Genomic DNA, 15,712 nt, shown 5'->3' with positions numbered 1-15,712 from the left:
CGGATTGCACACGCTGAAGGTCAGCGGCGAGACCTTTCGTGTACTGGTCAAAACCACGGCGGCCGGCGAACGCATCGCCGTGGCACAAGAATCCGGCTTCCGCAATGAAATCGCCCGCAACGGGGCGCTTCGTACGGTCATGCCGTTCCTGATCCTCGTACCACTGCTGCTGTTGATCGTCGCAGATCTGGTGCGCAAGATGTTTCGGCCCATTGCCTCTCTTTCCAAGGAAATCGATCAGCGCGCCGAGAGGGAGCTGCACCCTGTCGACGACCGGCACCTCCCGGCCGAGGTGCGCCCGTTTGCCGTGGCGATCAATCGTCTGCTCGCTCGCGTCGGCCAATCCATGGAGTCCCAGCATCGCTTTGTGGCAGATGCGGCGCACGAATTGCGCTCGCCGCTGACGGCCCTTTCGCTGCAAGCGGAACGGCTGGGGGAAGCCGAAATGTCCAGCCTAGCGCGCCAACGATTGACTGTGTTGCGCCAAGGGGTCGAACGCGGCCGCAGCCTCCTGGATCAACTGCTGACCCTGGCCAAGGCGCAGTCGGCTGCCGAATCGCCGAGCCCGCCGGTATCCGTCCAAGGCATCTACCGCCGGGTGTTGGAAGACCTCATGCCGCTCGCCGAGGTCAAGCGCATCGATATCGGCGTCGAAGGCACGCAAGACGCCGAAGTGCGGGTGAGCGAGCTGGACATGATCGCCGTGGTCAAAAACCTGGTGGACAACGCCATCCGCTACACGCCGGAGGGAGGACGAGTCGATCTTTCCGTGAAAGTCTTGGAAGGCAAGGCGGCGCTGCGCATCGAGGACACTGGGCCCGGCATCGCGCCGGCCGAGCGGGACCGAGTTTTCGATCCCTTTTACCGCACATTGGGTAGCGAGCAGATCGGCTCGGGCCTAGGGCTGTCCATCGTTCGAACAATTGCCGATCGCATCGGCGCGGAACTCAGTCTCGAATTCTCTGACCGGACGCGGCAGACCGGTCTAGCCGTCACGGTCCTGATCCCGGCCGTCACCTCCGTGTCGGGAAACTGAACCGGTTGGCAAGGCACATGGGTTGCTGGCGACAACAAGCATCACGACGTCGTCCGAGCCGCGGCGTCGTAGTCTGCCGGAGAGAGGCGATGAATTCGATGGAAGCGTCGCGCCAGAGTAATGTAGTCAGCAAGGTGCCGGAGGTGACGCTACGCTTTTGGATCGTCAAGGTGGCGGCGACGACGCTCGGCGATACCGGCGGCGATTGGGTCACGATGTCGCTTTAATTGGGCTACCCGAAAGCTGCCGTCGGTGACCGGCGCCAATTGGCCGTATTCTGCTTGATCTCGGGGCGGCGCTTGGCGACCCGCTGCCGACAATCGACGAAGCATGACGTCATCGGCAGCTTTCAGGGTGTAGCGGTCATCGTTTTCTTCGAGCCCATTACTGATCAGACCAGCACGCCACCGCCGTCCACGACTATGGTCTGTCCCGTAGCATAGCGATTGGTCATCAAATAGACGTACGTTTGCGCGAGGTCCTCCGCCTCGCCGACACGACCGACTGGCAGGGCCGCGCCACTCGCGGCGTAGAGCGCTTGGCGCTCGAATTCGGGCAAGTCATCCCACAGCGGAGTGCGTACCAAACCGGGACTCACGAGGTTGACGCGAATGGGCGCCAACTCCACCGCGAGTGCCCGCGTGAGACCTTCCATCGCGCTGCAGACGCTGGCCAGCGCCGCCCAGCCCTTTTTTGGCCGCAAGCTCGCAATACCGCTGGTCAGCACCACGGAGCCGCCGGGACGGAGATACGGCGCCGCATGTTTGACGGCGGCAATGGCGCCGAAGACTCGCACCTGGAAAGACTGACGGACCGTAGCGAGGTCCATGTCGGCGAGCGGTCCGGTTCGCAACGAATCCCCCGCGCTGTAGACCAGATGGTCGAAAGCACCGACTTGCCCGAACAGCGTGCGCACGGCGGACTCGTTACTCAGATCGACCGTGTATCCCATGACCCGGTCACCGAGTCTCGCGACGGCTTCGGCGACTCGCTCACTGCGCGATGAAACAACGCTCACCGAGGCACCGGCTGCCAGAGTCGCTTCGGCCGTGGCAAGGCCGATTCCCGAGGTGCCGCCCAGCAGGACGACGTGTTGATGCTGAAGATTCATGCTTGCAATGGTCATGGTTGAGTCCTCGCTGTGGATTGTGAGTGATGCCATGACCCTAGTATTATTCTTTAGCCTGGATTGATAAACCCAGCATCGTTTCGAACACTCATTAATAGAGCTTGCGAATGGATCGATTTAGCAGCATGGAGATATTTGCACGCGTGGTCGAACGCGGCAGCTTTACCGCCGCGGCCGAAGGCAGCGGTATGACGCCCACGATGGTCGGCAATCATATTCGCGAGTTGGAGCGACGTCTCGAAGGCCGGCTGCTGAATCGCACCACGCGGCGTCAAAGCCTGACCGAACTCGGCAAGCGCTATCATGCGCGATGCCTCGAAATTCTGGCGTTGGTGGATTTTGCCGAGCTGGATGCGCGAGAAATGCAGAGCAGCCCGCGTGGTCGGTTGCGGGTGAGTTGCCCGGTTATCTATGGCACGCGTGTGCTCATACCGGCGCTTGCCGCGTACTTCGACCGCTATCCCGAGGTTCAGGTCGAGTTGTCCCTTAGCGACCGCTACGTCGATCTGGCGGAAGAAGGTTTCGACGCCGCCATCCGTGCCGGTGTACTGCCGGACTCGGGCTTGATTGCGCGGCCGTTGACCCATTCGCCGCGTATCGCCTGCGCATCACCGGCCTATCTGGTGCGCCACGGGCAGCCGCAGGTGCCAGCCGATCTGGTGCAGCACAACTGCCTGGCTTTTATGGTCGCGACTGGACCCGAACGTGAATGGCATTTCCCACGTCCCGATAGCAATGGCGTGGAGCGCATCGCGGTGCGTGGCCGTCTCGATGTCAATGGCGGCCTCGCGCTTCGCGAAGCCGCGCTCGCAGGGCTGGGGGTGATTTTTCAACCTCAGGTAATGCTGCAGGAAGATCTGGATGCGGGTCGGCTCGTTCGTCTTTTTCCCGACTGGCCGGCGCAGACCTGGCCCATCCATGTGGTGCATCTGCCCGATGCGCACATGCCACCGAAGCTGGCGAGTTTTATCGCCTTCCTCCAGGAAACGTTGGGGCACGACAGCGAACCGTAGACCGGCCATGTTATGGGAGGGCAGCCTGTAGCTACTCGGCAGCGAGTTTCTGTGACGGCTCGAATGGCGGGTCTGGTCGATCACACCCCCAACACTCTCGGCTCGCGAAGGTCCGCTGCTTGAGCGGAGCAGCCACTCGAATGACCGTGTAGCGGCGACGGCGAACGACCGCTCCTGGCCGAAAGCCGCCCCACCAGCCAAACCAGCCGCCAGCCCCTCCCCCCATCACCCCCGAAACACCAACTCCCCCTGCTCCAGCGCCATAGCCAGCGCCGTCGCCTGCTCGGCGTTGAGCGCGGCGACATTCACTGAAGCCTGGTGGTGATAAATCATCAAGCCATAAACATCCGCCAGCACGCGGGCGGAGTGGCATAGCGCCAGAGCGTCGTCGGCGGCCTGGCGCCGGATCCAGTAGTTGATTGCCTGCTCTATCTCGGCAATGTCGTATAGGGTTTTCATGGGGGGAATTTCTCTGCGGTTGAGACTAAATTATACTGTACATATATACAGTATTTGGCGAGAAATCAACGTGGAACAGTGGACCTTCAAAATCGATTATCTGGGGTACGACAATGCCGTCGTCGACCAGGACGGCCATATCATTGTTGGGCATTTGCCCTTTTTCAGAGGCGTGTTGATCGCGGCGGCCCCCAAGTTGCTGGAAGCGTTGCGCCAGATCGAGGCAGATCCGGTAGGTGCGCAAGGCGTAGCCACTGGCGTGCTGTGGCAAATGCGGCGAGACTTCCGTCGCATCAAACGCGCACGGGCCGAGTCACTGGAGCGGCAGCGGCTGCAGTTTGAATCGCTCAGGGCGGAGGCCAATAGCAACGGAGCAATTTTCCCAGAGGGCGGCGTCAAGGATAAGCCACACCGCCAGTAAGTCGCCGACCGATTGCTTTTCAGCTTAATGACCGCGGAATGCTGCTACCGCCAAGCTAGGTTGATCGCAGATGCTGCTGAACGTCAGCCCTGATTTTCTCGAGAATGGGCTGCTCATTTTCTCGTCGATAATAGTAGCTGGGGTGCTTCACATAAATGACGGGCAACCGATGAACACATCGCGTTTTCTCACTGTTCAAAAACCTCTCTACTTCCCGACCACAAGCCAATAAAACACGTGGTTTGAAAAAATCGAGCTCGCGCGCAAAGTGGCTCTCAAAGCATTTGCTCATCGCCCGGGGGTCTAGCCTTGCTCGTTCGTCAGGCGTGCTGCACTTAACGAGGTTCGTGTAAACAGCGCGCTCAAAGACATTTTCCTCCGGGACGTCAAGAAAATATGACAGATAACGCACCAGATTCTTATGAAAGCGGGTCGATCGACGCGCTTGCGCGTTGATATCGTGCTCTCGGCGAAACGTCTCCTCGGCATACTCCATGTGGGCGCTTGCAATTTCAAATCCGTTAAGTCCGCGATAAAGCTGTTTCTCGTCGGGCAACGTATGCCCGGGATTTTTACAAACAGCCAGCAAATCGACGAAGCCTGGCTTCGCCTTGGTGTAGAAGCCTCGCGGAGGCGACCCAGTTGACGGTGATTTGAACGTGCCGGGACAATCATGGCTAGTGCAAGAGCAATCGCAGATTGAGCCGTAAAAGGCAGTTACATTCATTTTTCAGTCTCCGGCTCAAATGGGCTGCGTAGCATTGACATGCAATGGCGCCCTCATTGACACCAAAGGATTAAGCTACCGTTCCAGTCGCCCCAAGACCATACGGATTAAACCTCACCACCTCCTCCCCCACCCAATCATTCACTTCCCGGAACCGCTCCTGCAACGGCACGACTTCGTTTCTTGCGAAGACTTCCGCGGCTTTGGTGACGTCGCCGAAGCCGCCGGTGTTGTTCGGCAGGATGCTCATGAGTTGCGGTGGCACGCGGTGCGCGGCGAGGAGATCGTCGCGGGTGACGTTTTTGATGTTGAAGAATTCGTCTTTCGCGGCGACTTCCGAGACGGGTATCAACTGAATGCCGTCCTTCTTGCCGTTGGGCGCGTACATGAACAGGTTGCGAAAGTTGCCCGGGCCTTTGCTTTGCTTGAGGGCGTCGCGCAGGTGGTCGATGTCCTGCTCGTTGTGCGCCGCGTCGGTCATGTAGAGGATGAAGCCGGCGTGGCTGCCGTTCTTGTAGTAGCGGCGGCGAAATAGCGTAGCCGACTCGTTGAGCCAGGCCGAATTGAGCGCGGCGAGGTACTCGGGCAGGCCGTAGATTTCCTGATGGATGTCGGGCTCCATCAGGTGGAAGATCGAGCCGGGAGCGAATTGCGTTTCCTCGCCACTCATCGCCACCCACCAATAGCGGGCCAGGTCGAGGCCACGCCGCACGTACTTGGTCAGTGCCGGCTTCAGGGCGACGATGCCGCCAAGGCGATTCCGGCGCGCCTCCAGATAGCCGTTGCCGAAAATCAGGAAATTCAGCACCCACTGCGAGAAGTCCGCGCGCGAGAGCCAGCGATGCGGCACGAAGGTCGAGACCAGGATGTTGCGCTTCACGTAGATGGCCGAGCTGTGATGCACGGCCGCGTGGAAGGTGCGCGCCAGGCCGTCCCAGGTGAGCGGCGGCTCATACCACTTGCCCATCGCCATGCATTCGATGTATGACAGGATCTCGCGGCGATCGAGCATCGCCACCGGGTCGCCAAAGGTAAAGGCCTCGACACGCGGGCTCGCCGGCGCCGGTGAGGGTTGGGGTTGCCGGTCTGGTATCACGAATACATCTCCATAAAGCCGCGATTGGTTGCTGTCACACCCTCGAGCGGCTCGTTCGATAGCGCATGCATGCAGGCCCACGCCAGGTCGGCGTGGCTGGTTTCTTCCGAGCGGCCGGCCTTGTAGGTCACCTGGCCGCCGCCGGTGGTGAGGGTCTTGCGGATCGACATGAACGATTGCGCCACGTCGGTCCAGCCCGCGTCGAATTCGAAGCGGCCTTTGCTCATCACGTCGTGCGCCTTGAGCACGAAGCGCACTTTCAATGCCGGTGAATACTGGAACGCGTGCACCGCGGGGAAGAACTGGCGCACCAGCCGATAAACGGCATCGCCAATGCCGGTCGTGTCGATGCCGATAAACGTCACGGTGTAACGCTGGGTGATCTTGCGCACGGCCTCGGCCTGCGCTTCATAGTCCATACCGCGAAACTGGTGCTTCTCCAGCACGCGAAACTTGCCGCCGATCACCAGCGGCGGCGCGATCACCACCAGCGCGGCGGAGTCGCCGTCGCCACCGCCGCCGTTCGGGTCGTAGCCCACCCACACCGGACGAAAACCGAAGGGGCGCGCGGCGTGCGGCTTGACGTCGTCCCATACCTCCCAGCTGTCGACCATGCAGCGCTGCAACAGCGACAGCGGAAACGCCGACGCGGTGTCGTCGATGAAGGCGCACATCAGCAGATTGGCGTACTCGTCGGCGCTGTACTCCAGCCGCAACTGGTCGAGATCGAACAGCGTGCAGCCGCCGCGCAGCGCGTCCTCGACCGTCACGATCTGGCGCCATTGCCCATCGGCGCACAGCGCGCCTTCGGCCAGCGCCCGGTGCGACAAGTCGATCGTCACACGCTGATCCTTGGCGCGACCCCGGTTAAAGAGCGCGCCCGACCAAAACGGATACGCCTCGTGCGCCAGGCTCGACGGCGTCGAAAAATACGTCTGCCGCCAGTGCTTGTGAATCGCCATGCCCGAGGCGACCTTGCGCAACTCCTGAAAGCGCTGCGTCCAGAAATACTCGTCGAAATACAGATTGCCGTGATAGCTCTGCGCGGTACGCGCATTGGTACCCAAAAAATAAAGCGTCGCGCTGTTCGGCAAGACGATCGGATCGCCGCGCAGCTCGACCTCGGCGGCATCCTTGGCGAACTGCACGATGTACTGCTTGAACACATGCGCCTGCGCCTTGCTGGCCGACAGGAAAATCTGGTTGCGCCCGGTTTGCAGCGCGTCGTCGAGCGCCTCGCGGGCGAAGTACCAGGTCGCGCCGATCTGCCTGCTCTTGAGGATGTCGCGAATGCGGTGCTGCAGGCCGGTGCGATACCAATGTCGCTGGTAATCGAACAGCGAGTCGAGAAACGCCTCGTGCAGCCGGGCCAGCGCCTCATCGCTCACCGCATTGCGTTGCGGTGCCTTGCGCGGCCCGGCGTTGCGATTGGCCACCCTGGGGTTCAGGTCAGCCTCGCTCCCCGTCTGCTGATACCGGCGCACCCGCGCGGCCCGCTCGATCTGCCGCCCCAGCAGATCGATTTCCTTGTAGTCGCGCCCCTCCTTCTCTTCCTTGTTGACCAGTCGAATCAGGCGCGCCTCGAGCGCGGTCTCCACCCGCTCGATCGGCGCGGCATCGTCCCAGCCGTCGCGCCGTTTCCAGCTGTGCAGCGTTGCGGGTTTCACGCCGAGCCGCTCGGCGATGCGCGCCACCCGATAGCCCTGCCAGTACAGGTCGCGGGCATGTCGGCGAGGATCGATATCGAGGGAGATTTCCGGGAGAGTCGGGGCGGTCATGCCCCAGAGAGTGCCCATGCGCGCGCGCGAGGTCGATGTCATGGCGTTGTGCGCCAAGCCATGACAACCGCCGCGCATTGCCTCTTGCCCAGGCCTGCGCCGAAGATGGCCGTATTGATCCGACACCTCCAAGGACACCCGATATGCCCAAATCGAAATTCTTTCGCGTGGCCACCGAAGGCGCCACCACCGATGGCCGCACCATCTCGCGGGCCTGGATCGAGCAGATGGCGCGCAACTACGACCCCAGGAAATTCGGCGCGCGCATCAACATGGAGCACTTGCGCGGCATCATGCCCGATGGCCCTTTCAAGGCCTATGGCGACGTGGTGGCGCTCAAGGCGGAACAAACCGGCGACGGCACGTTATGCCTGCTGGCCCAGCTCGACCCCACCGACGAGCTGGTGGAGATGACCACCCGCAAGCGCCAGAAAGTTTATTCGTCGATCGAGATCAACCCCGATTTCGCCAACACCGGCGAGGCCTATCTGGTCGGCCTGGCGGTCACCGACAATCCCGCCAGCCTCGGCACCGAAATGCTGCGCTTCAGCGCGCAGGCGCAAACCAATCCGCTGGCCGGCCGCAAACAGGATCCTGGCAACGTGTTTTCCGAGGCGGTGCCGTTCGAGCTCGAGTTCGAGCTCGAAGCGCCGGCCGCATCAACGGGCACCACGTTCAACTTCTCGATGAGCGACGCCGACGGCCCCACCCTGCTTGGCCGCATCGCCGCACTACTCAAGGGCGGCAAGGAAGCCCCCCAGCCCGCGGCGGCGCCGGATCTGGCCCACGTCAATCAGGCCGTGACGCTGCTGGCCGACAACCAGCAGAAGATGCTCGCGCATTTCGCGCGCCTGGACGGCCACGTCGCGCAAGCCCTCAAACCCGTCGCCGACGCGCAAGCCGCGCTGCGCGGCGACTTCGATCGCCTGGTCGAGCAACTCTCGGCCGGCGACGCCGGCACGCCTCGCGCACCCGCCACGGGCAGCCAGCACGCTGTCGTCACCGACTGCTGAGGCGCCTTGCGTCACCGAATCCACAGAACTTCCCCGGAGCCCCTACATGCGTAACGACACCCGTCAGCGCTTTACCGACTATGTAACGCAAGTCGCCAAACTCAACGGCGTGCCCGACGCCACCGTCAAATTCAGCGTCGACCCGAGCGTGCAGCAACGGCTCGAAACCAAGATCCAGGAATCCAGCAGCTTCCTCTCGAAAATCAACCTCATCGGCGTGACCGAGCAAGAGGGCGAAAAGGTCGGCATCGGCGTATCCGGCCCGATTGCCGGCACCACCGATACCACCGCGAAAGAGCGCGAGACGCGCGACCTCTCGACGCTCGACGCGCAACGCTATCGCTGCGAGCAAACCAATGCCGACACGCATATCCGCTACGCGCAGCTCGATGCATGGGCCGGCCATGCGGATTTCCAGACGCGCATTCGCGACAGCATCATCCGGCGCCAGGCGCTGGACCGCATCGTGATCGGATTTCACGGCCTCAAGCGGGCTGCCACCTCCGACCCGGTCAAGCACGCGCTGCTCGAGGACGTCAACAAGGGTTGGCTGCAGCACTACCGCGAGCAGGCGCCCGAGCGCGTCATGCACGAAGGCAAGCAGCAGGCCGGCAAGCTGCTGGTGGGCGGCGCCGGCGCCGATTACGAGAACATCGATGCCCTGGTGTTCGACCTGACCAACCACATGATCGACCCCTGGTACCAGGAAGACACTGAACTGGTGGTGATCTGCGGGCGGCAATTGCTGGCCGACAAGTACTTCCCGATCATCAACCAGGCGCAGCCGAACACCGAGCGCCTGGCCGCCGATCTGATCATCGGGCAAAAGCGCATCGGCAATCTGCCGGCGGTGCGCGTGCCCTACTTCCCGGCCAACGCGCTGATGGTGACCAAACTGTCGAACCTGTCGATCTATTGGCAACGCGGCAGCCGCCGCCGCTCGATCCTCGACAACGCGCGGCGCGACCGCATCGAGAACTACGAATCGAGCAACGACGCCTACGTGGTCGAAGACTTCGGCGCCGGCGCCGTCGCGGAAAACATCGTGCTGCACGGAGCGGCCTGAGCATGGTCAGCCCCGCCCAGCGTCACTTCATGCGCGCCTGCGCGGCCAAGGCCACCGCACTCGACGCCACCCCGGCACACGCCACGCAATACGAGCTGATGCTCGCCAAGCTGGCCGAAGACAAGCGCCGCCTGAAGCAGGTGCAATCGATCGAGCGCAAGGCCGACGTCAAGCGCGAACTGCTGCCCGAATACGCGCCGTGGGTCGACGGCGTATTGCAGGCCGCCGGCGAGCGCGCTGCCGGCACGCAAGACGACGTGCTGATGACCGTGCTGGTCTGGCGTATCGACGTGGGTGACTTCGCCGGCGCGCTGCCCATCGCCGCCCACGCGCTCGCGTACGGCCTGGTCCTGCCCGACCAATACAAGCGCGGCACCGCCTGCCTGATCGCCGAGGAATGCGCCGACATGGCGCTCAAGGCGCGCACCGCCGGCGCGCCGCTCGACACCGGCAGCCTGCTCGCCGTCGAGCAGCTCACTCGCGCGCACGACATGCCCGACGAAGTGCGCGCCAAGCTGCATAAGGCCATCGGCTACGGGCTCGCCGAGACCGATCCGGCCCAGGCCCTGTCGAACCTGCGCCGCGCCCTCGAATTGCACAAGGACGTCGGCGTCAAAAAAGATATCGAAAAGCTCGAACGCGAGCTCAAGAACGCTGCCGAGGCCCCACCGGCCAGGCGGACACCCCGCGAACCTCGCGCCGGGCGGCAGGGGGCCGAGGCCAGTTGATTCCGCAGCCGACGCGCCCCCTCCACCGCCCACTTTTGCCGCAGACCATGTCTTTCATCGCCTCCAGCCCGGGTTCGCCTTCACGCACGCTCCTGGCCAACGACGGCTTCTTCCCCGCCATCGACCTAGCCGCGCTGCGCGCCGTCCAACGTCTTGACGGCACCGTCACGCACGAGCGCCTCGCGCACGAAACCATCGAGGCCATGCTCGCCGTCAACAGCGAGCTGGCGGCCTGGCGCGCAGCCCAGCAGGCCGCCGGCCACGCCACGCTCGCGGAGGTACCCGCCCGCGCGGTCGACGGCACCAGCGCCCTCGTGCTGCGCTACCGGCGCGCGGTGTATTGCCTGGCGCACGCCAGCCTGATCGAACGCTATCGCAACTTCGACGCCACCGGCGCGCGAGCGGAAGCCACCTCCGAACTGCCGCCCGCCGACGAACTGCGGCGCGACGCCCGCTGGGCCGTGCGCGACATTCTCGGCAGGGCGCGCGGCACGGTGGCGCTGATCTGATGCAAGTGCGAGCGCAACAAGGCGAAACGCTCGACGCGCTGTGCTGGCGCGTGTACGGCCGCACGGCCGGCGTCACCGAAGCGGCGTTGGCGGCCAATCCGGGGCTGGCCGACCTGGGGCCGGTGCTGCCGCACGGGCATCTTGTCGAGCTGCCCGACCTACCACCCCAGCCCATCGCGCGGCTGGTGCAACTTTGGGACTGATATGACCGAGCCGACCACCACCTACGTCACCACCGCCACCGTCGGCGTGGCCCTGCTGTCGCTTTTCCCCGGCGTCGATGCCGCCGTCGTCATGGGGGCCTTCGCCGGCGCCGTGGTATTCGTGATGGCCTCCGACGACCTCGCGCTCGTCAAACGCGCCGTGTTCTTCGTGATTTCGTTCGTCGCCGGATGCCTGGCCGCCCGGCTGTTCGCCACCGGCCTGCGCGCCATCGTGCCCGAGCGCGTCGAGGTGAGCCCCGCGGTGGGTGCGCTGATTGCATCAGCCATCATCGTGCGCCTGCTGCAATGGCTGATTCGCCGCGCCGAGCATCCGGACAAATGGCTCGATCGCATCAAGCGGGGCGGCCAATGAAGATCCTGATCATCATCAACGCCATCCTGTGCGGCGCGATCGCGCTGCGCCTGCTCACCTTTCGCCGGGCCGGGCTCACGTATCGCCCATGGGCCGCGCGGCTGGCCTACGGACTCGTGCTATTGAGCGCGTCTGTACCGATTCGCGTGGCATTCGGCGGCTACACCTGCATCGACATCACCGAATTGCCGATCAACGCGGTGCTGTGCGCGGCGGTGTTTGCCGCGCGCGGCAATGTGATGGACCTGTTGCGCCCGCGCAGGCCCGCGAACCGCGCCGACGCCGCCGGCACGACACAACCATGACCGAGCCCCTCCACCCTGCCCGCCTGACCGAGGCCGATCTGCAAGCCGCCGCCGAACGCCTGGGCGTGCGGCCCGCCACCGTGCGCGCCGTCATCGAAGTCGAAAGCCGGGGGCGAGGGTTCCTGCCCGATGGCCGCCCGGTCATCCTCTTCGAGCGGCACGTCATGTACCGCACCCTGAAAACCGCCGGGCACGATGCCGACGCGCTGGCCGCGCGCCACCCGAACGTGGTCAACCGCCGGCGCGGCGGCTACCGGGGCGGCGCTGCCGAACACGCGCGCCTGGCCCGCGCCAGCGACATCGATCCGGATTGCGCACTCGCCTCGGCCAGCTGGGGGCTGTTCCAGATCATGGGCTTTCATTGGCGGCGCCTGGGCTACCCCAGCGTCGCGGCGCTCGCCAAGGCCATGGGAGCGAGCGAGGGCGAGCAGCTCGACGCCTTCGCGCGCTTCATCGAGACCGACCCCGCGCTGCACCGCGCGCTCGGGGCGCGCCAATGGGCCACCTTCGCGCGGGCCTACAACGGGCCGGCCTACCGCGCCAATCGATACGACGAGAAGCTCGCGCATGCTTATGAGCGTCACGCCAACCGGGGGCGCGCGTGAATCGGCTCACGCAAATCCTCACCGGTCTGGGGCTTTTCGGCGCGGCCGTGCTGGCCCTTATCCACCAGCAGCAACGCGTAACCAATGCCCGGCTGGAGGCCCGTCAAGCGCAGGCGCAAGTCCGTCATCTGCGCTCCGACCTCGCGGCCGCGCGAGCCGACACCCGCGTCGTCACCCGCTACGTCGACCGCGTGCACACCGTGCGCGAGCGCGGCCACACCATCGTCAAGGAGATCCCCGTTTATGTCAGCCGCAAAGCGGATACCGCTTGCCCTGTTCCCGCTGGCTTTGTGCGCCTGCACGACGCCGCCGCCGCCAATGTGCCAGTGGGCGATCCCCGAGGCGCTGATGCGGCCGCCTCGGGCCTTGCGCTCTCTGCCGTCGCCGGCACCGTCGCCGACAACTACACCGCCTGCCACGAAAACGCCGAGCAGCTAAGCGCCCTGCAAGCCCTGCTGCGCGAACGTCAACCCACGCCACCGCCATGAAAAAACCCGGCCAACTTCGCCAGGCGCTCACCGCCGCCGTGCCGCGCCTGGCCGGGCATCCCGACACACTGCACATGTTCGTCGACAAAGGCCGCGTCATCGCCACCGGCGGGCCAGCGCTCTCGTTCGAATACGCCTACACCCTCAACATCGTCATCACCGATTACCCCGACGATGCGGCCACCGTCACGCTCCCCATCCTGATCTGGCTGCGTACCCACCAGCCCGACATGCTGCTCAGTCGAGAACGCCGGCGCGAGGGTTTCACCTTCGAAGTCGATATCCTCAATCACGACACCGTCGACCTATCGATCGACCTGCAACTGACCGAAGCCGTGCGCGTGCGAACCGTCGACGGCCGCCTCGTGGTCGAGCACGTCGACGAACCCGGCCTCGATGCGATCGGCGCGACGTGACAAACAATCCTCACCAGCCCCTCGACGCCTGGGCCGATGCCCTGCTCGCCCAGCTGAGCCCTGCCGCCCGGCGACACCTCGCCCGTCAGATCGCCACCGACCTGCGGCGCCGCCAGCAACAGCGCATCGCCGCGCAAACCAACCCCGACGGCACGCCCTACGAGCCGCGCAAACCGCAATTCCGCGGCAAGGCTGGGCGCATTCGACGCAAGATGTTTCCGAAACTGCGGCTGGCTCGCCACTTGAAGACGAGCGCGACCCCCGATCATGCGATGCTCTATTTCACCGGCCAAGTGCAACACGTCGCGCGCGTGCATCACTACGGGCTGCGCGACCGCGTGCAACGGCGCGGGCCGGTGGTGAAGTATCCGGCGCGGGGGTTGTTGGGGCTCAGTGACGAGGATTGCCGGTCCATCGAAGCGCTGGTTCTGAATCATCTCGCGCAGCAATCAGACTCATCCGGTTGAATACCGTATATATACGCTATACAATACGTTCATGATCAAGAGCTTCCGACACAAAGGCATCGCGCAATTCTTCGAAACAGGCTCGAAGGCCGGCATTCAAGCCAAGCACGCAGCGCGTCTGCGCTTGCAACTGGCCGCGCTGAACCGAGCCAAAAAGCCCGAAGACATGGCCGCTCCAGGCTGGCATCTTCATAGCCTGTCGGGCAAGAACCCGAAGGGGCAAGCCACCCAAGGGCATTGGTCGATTTGGGTAAGCGGTAACTGGCGCCTCACCTTCACGTTTGAAGGCGAGGACGCCGTCTTGGTCGATTACCAGGACTATCATTGACAGGAGTTTGAAAATGGCACGCATGTTCAACCCACCGCATCCCGGTGAGGTATTGCGCGAATATCTGGGTGAAATAACCGTCACGGAGGCCGCGCGCCATCTCGGCGTGACCCGTGCCGCGCTGTCGCGCATCCTGAATGGCAGCGCCGGCATCTCGGCGGACATGGCGCTGCGCCTTGAGGCAGCGCTGGGAACCAGCGCCGAAATGTGGCTCGGCCTGCAAACCGATTACGACCTTTGGCAAGCATCGCAAAAGCCGCGCCCGCGAGTCGAGGCGCTCGTGGCGGCTCACCCTTGAATCGGGTTCGTCGTGCCATGTCGAAGCCATTTGATTTCATCCTGCATGGCGCGGTGAGACGTATGGCAGATGGCGCACCTGAATCGTCGACGTTGCCGCGACAAAGGGGGGCGCGACATGTGGCCAAATCGGCGAAACAACGTGACACTTGAAATTATGTCGGACAATCCTAAAGTCATCATGCCCACCGACGAGGAAGATGCCGCCATCAACCGCGGCATCGCCGCCGACCCGGACACCTATGAAGTGCCCGCCGAAGACTTCAAGAAACTGAAGCCACTCGGCCAGCGCGGACGACCGCGCAGCGAGTCGCCCAAGGTCCTGGTCTCCATCCGCTACGATGCGGACATCGTCGAGTCTTTCCGCTCAACGGGCGACGGCTGGCAAATGCGCATGAACAACGCGCCGCGGGAGTGGTTGAAGTCGCATGCGATCGTTTGAGCTTACGCCAAATCGATGAAGCCGCTGAGTTTTTCCACTGATGAACTCGATGCATTGGCAGTGCATTTCGAAGCCCTCACCGTCAAAGTGCCGTTGTGCCCAATCACGACGCCTGAAGAGTACGACGCCGCAATTCGGGTAATGGACGCCCTGCTGGACGCCGGCGCGGCGAATGAGGAACACCCCCTTGCCGGCCTTGTTGCGGCGCTGGGGGAATTCATTGGCAGTTACGACGGATTACACCATCGGCTTACCGAAGGTTAGCCAACGACGTAACTAGCGTTTCGGCTTTGCCTGAGGCTGAATGAGCAGCACCTTCCCACCCATATCAACAACGACCTTGGCCAGATCGCGGTCCGCTGTTATCAGCGTATATCCGTTCACGATGCCAACTTCACCAATTAGCGCATCGTGAACGTTGTTGCTTTTACTTTTGTTGAGCGCGTCGAGCGAATTCTTCAGTTCTGTATAGACCTTGCCGTCACTAAGTTTGGCGTGATCAAAACGCGAAACATCAAACACCATCGTCTCGGTCGGAACCAGTTGAACCCTCAATGCAGTCTGGACCAGCACAAGCCCTACCCGACGTTCGGCATCGCTGGTCTTATTGATTTCGTCTATTTGAAGATGAGTGACGACAAACTCGCCGTCGGTCGGCAACTCTTCCGACTTCAGAACCCGATCGAGCAGTTTGTTGAAGACGTTTGTATCGAGCAAATATGATGTTTTCCCGCTCGGTTGAATAACGCTCACTGGCAACTCCCATATAGTCGATGACGGCTTTTCAGGATAAATGTCTATGCTGCTTTACCG

At 63.2% G+C, this 15,712-nt stretch carries 24 protein-coding genes and 1 pseudogene; 19 read left to right on the top strand and 6 right to left on the bottom strand.

From position 1 onward, the window contains the following. Both EPN80_RS14450 and EPN80_RS14445 read left to right on the top strand, forming a co-directional pair. The coding region (locus tag EPN80_RS14450; RefSeq protein WP_293028534.1) for an ATP-binding protein at positions 1–1,036 on the top strand (1,036 nt) is incomplete at its 5' end. A gap of 89 nt (positions 1,037–1,125) precedes the next feature. Next, a complete protein-coding gene (locus EPN80_RS14445; protein WP_293028566.1) occupies positions 1,126–1,263 on the top strand; it encodes a hypothetical protein in 138 nt (45 codons plus the stop codon). 164 nt (positions 1,264–1,427) lie between these two features. On the opposite strand, the gene EPN80_RS14440 is transcribed toward EPN80_RS14445, so the two are convergent. Next, complete coding sequence (locus EPN80_RS14440; RefSeq protein ID WP_293028531.1) at positions 1,428–2,162, bottom strand: SDR family oxidoreductase; 735 nt, start codon at positions 2,160–2,162, stop codon at positions 1,428–1,430. A gap of 128 nt (positions 2,163–2,290) precedes the next feature. Here EPN80_RS14440 and EPN80_RS14435 point away from each other — a divergent pair, with 128 nt between their 5' ends. Continuing rightward, positions 2,291–3,178 (top strand): LysR family transcriptional regulator, encoded by an 888-nt coding sequence (locus tag EPN80_RS14435; protein ID WP_293028529.1) that lies wholly within the window; start codon positions 2,291–2,293, stop codon positions 3,176–3,178. A gap of 225 nt (positions 3,179–3,403) precedes the next feature. On the opposite strand, the gene EPN80_RS14430 is transcribed toward EPN80_RS14435, so the two are convergent. Beyond that, positions 3,404–3,637: a DUF3717 domain-containing protein gene (locus EPN80_RS14430; RefSeq protein ID WP_293028526.1), complete on the bottom strand. Its 234-nt coding sequence runs from the start codon at positions 3,635–3,637 to the stop codon at positions 3,404–3,406. 70 nt (positions 3,638–3,707) lie between these two features. Between EPN80_RS14430 and EPN80_RS14425 the strand changes: the two genes are divergently transcribed. Beyond that, entirely contained in the window at positions 3,708–4,058 is a 351-nt protein-coding gene (locus EPN80_RS14425) for a hypothetical protein (protein ID WP_293028524.1), read from the top strand. A 55-nt stretch (positions 4,059–4,113) separates the two neighbouring features. Here the strand turns inward: EPN80_RS14425 and EPN80_RS14420 are convergent, their stop codons facing one another. The 3 genes from EPN80_RS14420 to EPN80_RS14410 all read right to left on the bottom strand — a co-directional run bounded on the left by EPN80_RS14420 (position 4,114) and on the right by EPN80_RS14410 (position 7,659). After that, entirely contained in the window at positions 4,114–4,785 is a 672-nt protein-coding gene (locus tag EPN80_RS14420) for a uracil-DNA glycosylase family protein (protein WP_293028521.1), read from the bottom strand. A 70-nt stretch (positions 4,786–4,855) separates the two neighbouring features. After that, a complete protein-coding gene (locus tag EPN80_RS14415) occupies positions 4,856–5,881 on the bottom strand; it encodes a phage portal protein (protein WP_293028517.1) in 1,026 nt (341 codons plus the stop codon). Continuing rightward, positions 5,878–7,659 (bottom strand): terminase ATPase subunit family protein, encoded by a 1,782-nt coding sequence (locus EPN80_RS14410; protein ID WP_293028563.1) that lies wholly within the window; start codon positions 7,657–7,659, stop codon positions 5,878–5,880. Before EPN80_RS14410 ends, EPN80_RS14415 begins: the two co-directional genes overlap by 4 nt. 143 nt (positions 7,660–7,802) lie before the next feature. On the opposite strand from EPN80_RS14410, the gene EPN80_RS14405 reads away from it, so the two are divergent. From EPN80_RS14405 to EPN80_RS14335, 15 genes and pseudogenes are all read left to right on the top strand, one after another. Then, positions 7,803–8,672, top strand: coding sequence for a GPO family capsid scaffolding protein (locus tag EPN80_RS14405; RefSeq protein WP_293028515.1), 870 nt, complete (start codon positions 7,803–7,805; stop codon positions 8,670–8,672). 46 nt (positions 8,673–8,718) lie between these two features. Then, positions 8,719–9,738, top strand: coding sequence for a phage major capsid protein, P2 family (locus tag EPN80_RS14400; protein ID WP_293028513.1), 1,020 nt, complete (start codon positions 8,719–8,721; stop codon positions 9,736–9,738). A 2-nt stretch (positions 9,739–9,740) separates the two neighbouring features. Then, positions 9,741–10,466 carry a terminase endonuclease subunit gene (locus tag EPN80_RS14395; RefSeq protein WP_293028510.1) on the top strand — a complete coding sequence of 242 codons (726 nt, stop codon included), beginning with the start codon at positions 9,741–9,743 and terminating at the stop codon, positions 10,464–10,466. A 47-nt stretch (positions 10,467–10,513) separates the two neighbouring features. After that, positions 10,514–10,975, top strand: a complete 462-nt coding sequence (locus EPN80_RS14390) for a head completion/stabilization protein (RefSeq protein WP_293028507.1) — start codon at positions 10,514–10,516, stop codon at positions 10,973–10,975. Further along, positions 10,975–11,178, top strand: a complete 204-nt coding sequence (locus tag EPN80_RS14385; protein WP_293028505.1) for a tail protein X — start codon at positions 10,975–10,977, stop codon at positions 11,176–11,178. The genes EPN80_RS14390 and EPN80_RS14385 overlap by 1 nt, the downstream gene beginning before the upstream one ends. 1 nt (position 11,179) lies before the next feature. Further along, entirely contained in the window at positions 11,180–11,551 is a 372-nt protein-coding gene (locus EPN80_RS14380) for a putative holin (protein ID WP_293028504.1), read from the top strand. Further along, positions 11,548–11,856 (top strand): phage holin family protein, encoded by a 309-nt coding sequence (locus EPN80_RS14375; protein ID WP_293028501.1) that lies wholly within the window; start codon positions 11,548–11,550, stop codon positions 11,854–11,856. Before EPN80_RS14380 ends, EPN80_RS14375 begins: the two co-directional genes overlap by 4 nt. 23 nt (positions 11,857–11,879) lie before the next feature. After that, positions 11,880–12,461 (top strand): annotated as a pseudogene (locus tag EPN80_RS14370) (N-acetylmuramidase family protein); the annotation flags it as partial. Positions 12,462–12,520: 59 nt separating this feature from the next. Continuing rightward, positions 12,521–12,949 (top strand): hypothetical protein, encoded by a 429-nt coding sequence (locus tag EPN80_RS14365; protein WP_293028560.1) that lies wholly within the window; start codon positions 12,521–12,523, stop codon positions 12,947–12,949. Beyond that, complete coding sequence (locus tag EPN80_RS14360) at positions 12,946–13,365, top strand: phage tail protein (RefSeq protein WP_293028499.1); 420 nt, start codon at positions 12,946–12,948, stop codon at positions 13,363–13,365. Before EPN80_RS14365 ends, EPN80_RS14360 begins: the two co-directional genes overlap by 4 nt. Then, entirely contained in the window at positions 13,362–13,832 is a 471-nt protein-coding gene (locus EPN80_RS14355) for a phage virion morphogenesis protein (RefSeq protein WP_293028496.1), read from the top strand. The genes EPN80_RS14360 and EPN80_RS14355 overlap by 4 nt, the downstream gene beginning before the upstream one ends. 31 nt (positions 13,833–13,863) lie before the next feature. Continuing rightward, positions 13,864–14,160 (top strand): type II toxin-antitoxin system RelE/ParE family toxin, encoded by a 297-nt coding sequence (locus EPN80_RS14350; protein WP_293028494.1) that lies wholly within the window; start codon positions 13,864–13,866, stop codon positions 14,158–14,160. Between the two features lie 13 nt (positions 14,161–14,173). Continuing rightward, positions 14,174–14,458 (top strand): HigA family addiction module antitoxin, encoded by a 285-nt coding sequence (locus EPN80_RS14345; RefSeq protein ID WP_293028491.1) that lies wholly within the window; start codon positions 14,174–14,176, stop codon positions 14,456–14,458. Between the two features lie 156 nt (positions 14,459–14,614). Beyond that, positions 14,615–14,899, top strand: coding sequence for a BrnA antitoxin family protein (locus EPN80_RS14340; protein ID WP_293028558.1), 285 nt, complete (start codon positions 14,615–14,617; stop codon positions 14,897–14,899). 15 nt (positions 14,900–14,914) lie between these two features. Then, positions 14,915–15,163 carry a hypothetical protein gene (locus tag EPN80_RS14335; protein WP_293028488.1) on the top strand — a complete coding sequence of 83 codons (249 nt, stop codon included), beginning with the start codon at positions 14,915–14,917 and terminating at the stop codon, positions 15,161–15,163. Positions 15,164–15,175: 12 nt separating this feature from the next. Here the strand turns inward: EPN80_RS14335 and EPN80_RS14330 are convergent, their stop codons facing one another. Beyond that, positions 15,176–15,652, bottom strand: coding sequence for a hypothetical protein (locus EPN80_RS14330; RefSeq protein WP_293028482.1), 477 nt, complete (start codon positions 15,650–15,652; stop codon positions 15,176–15,178). Positions 15,653–15,712: the final 60 nt, after the last annotated feature.

Source organism: Pandoraea sp. (assembly GCF_004297875.1).
Taxonomy (GTDB): Bacteria; Pseudomonadota; Gammaproteobacteria; order Burkholderiales; family Burkholderiaceae; genus Pandoraea.
Note: the sequence above shows the minus strand (reverse complement) of the source record. Positions and strands in the feature narration are given on the sequence as shown.

What these genes read in the sequence shown, in the direction of transcription:
- EPN80_RS14380 (WP_293028504.1), top strand. Translation starts at nt 11,180, where the DNA reads ATGACCGAGCCGACCACCACCTACGTCACCACCGCCACCGTCGGCGTG.
- EPN80_RS14410 (WP_293028563.1), bottom strand. Translation starts at nt 7,659, where the DNA reads ATGACCGCCCCGACTCTCCCGGAAATCTCCCTCGATATCGATCCTCGC.
- EPN80_RS14360 (WP_293028499.1), top strand. Translation starts at nt 12,946, where the DNA reads ATGAAAAAACCCGGCCAACTTCGCCAGGCGCTCACCGCCGCCGTGCCG.
- EPN80_RS14375 (WP_293028501.1), top strand. Translation starts at nt 11,548, where the DNA reads ATGAAGATCCTGATCATCATCAACGCCATCCTGTGCGGCGCGATCGCG.
- EPN80_RS14400 (WP_293028513.1), top strand. Translation starts at nt 8,719, where the DNA reads ATGCGTAACGACACCCGTCAGCGCTTTACCGACTATGTAACGCAAGTC.
- EPN80_RS14420 (WP_293028521.1), bottom strand. Translation starts at nt 4,785, where the DNA reads ATGAATGTAACTGCCTTTTACGGCTCAATCTGCGATTGCTCTTGCACT.
- EPN80_RS14345 (WP_293028491.1), top strand. Translation starts at nt 14,174, where the DNA reads ATGGCACGCATGTTCAACCCACCGCATCCCGGTGAGGTATTGCGCGAA.
- EPN80_RS14335 (WP_293028488.1), top strand. Translation starts at nt 14,915, where the DNA reads ATGAAGCCGCTGAGTTTTTCCACTGATGAACTCGATGCATTGGCAGTG.
- EPN80_RS14395 (WP_293028510.1), top strand. Translation starts at nt 9,741, where the DNA reads ATGGTCAGCCCCGCCCAGCGTCACTTCATGCGCGCCTGCGCGGCCAAG.
- EPN80_RS14430 (WP_293028526.1), bottom strand. Translation starts at nt 3,637, where the DNA reads ATGAAAACCCTATACGACATTGCCGAGATAGAGCAGGCAATCAACTAC.
- EPN80_RS14405 (WP_293028515.1), top strand. Translation starts at nt 7,803, where the DNA reads ATGCCCAAATCGAAATTCTTTCGCGTGGCCACCGAAGGCGCCACCACC.
- EPN80_RS14340 (WP_293028558.1), top strand. Translation starts at nt 14,615, where the DNA reads ATGTCGGACAATCCTAAAGTCATCATGCCCACCGACGAGGAAGATGCC.
- EPN80_RS14445 (WP_293028566.1), top strand. Translation starts at nt 1,126, where the DNA reads ATGAATTCGATGGAAGCGTCGCGCCAGAGTAATGTAGTCAGCAAGGTG.
- EPN80_RS14435 (WP_293028529.1), top strand. Translation starts at nt 2,291, where the DNA reads ATGGAGATATTTGCACGCGTGGTCGAACGCGGCAGCTTTACCGCCGCG.
- EPN80_RS14385 (WP_293028505.1), top strand. Translation starts at nt 10,975, where the DNA reads ATGCAAGTGCGAGCGCAACAAGGCGAAACGCTCGACGCGCTGTGCTGG.
- EPN80_RS14350 (WP_293028494.1), top strand. Translation starts at nt 13,864, where the DNA reads ATGATCAAGAGCTTCCGACACAAAGGCATCGCGCAATTCTTCGAAACA.
- EPN80_RS14390 (WP_293028507.1), top strand. Translation starts at nt 10,514, where the DNA reads ATGTCTTTCATCGCCTCCAGCCCGGGTTCGCCTTCACGCACGCTCCTG.
- EPN80_RS14440 (WP_293028531.1), bottom strand. Translation starts at nt 2,162, where the DNA reads ATGACCATTGCAAGCATGAATCTTCAGCATCAACACGTCGTCCTGCTG.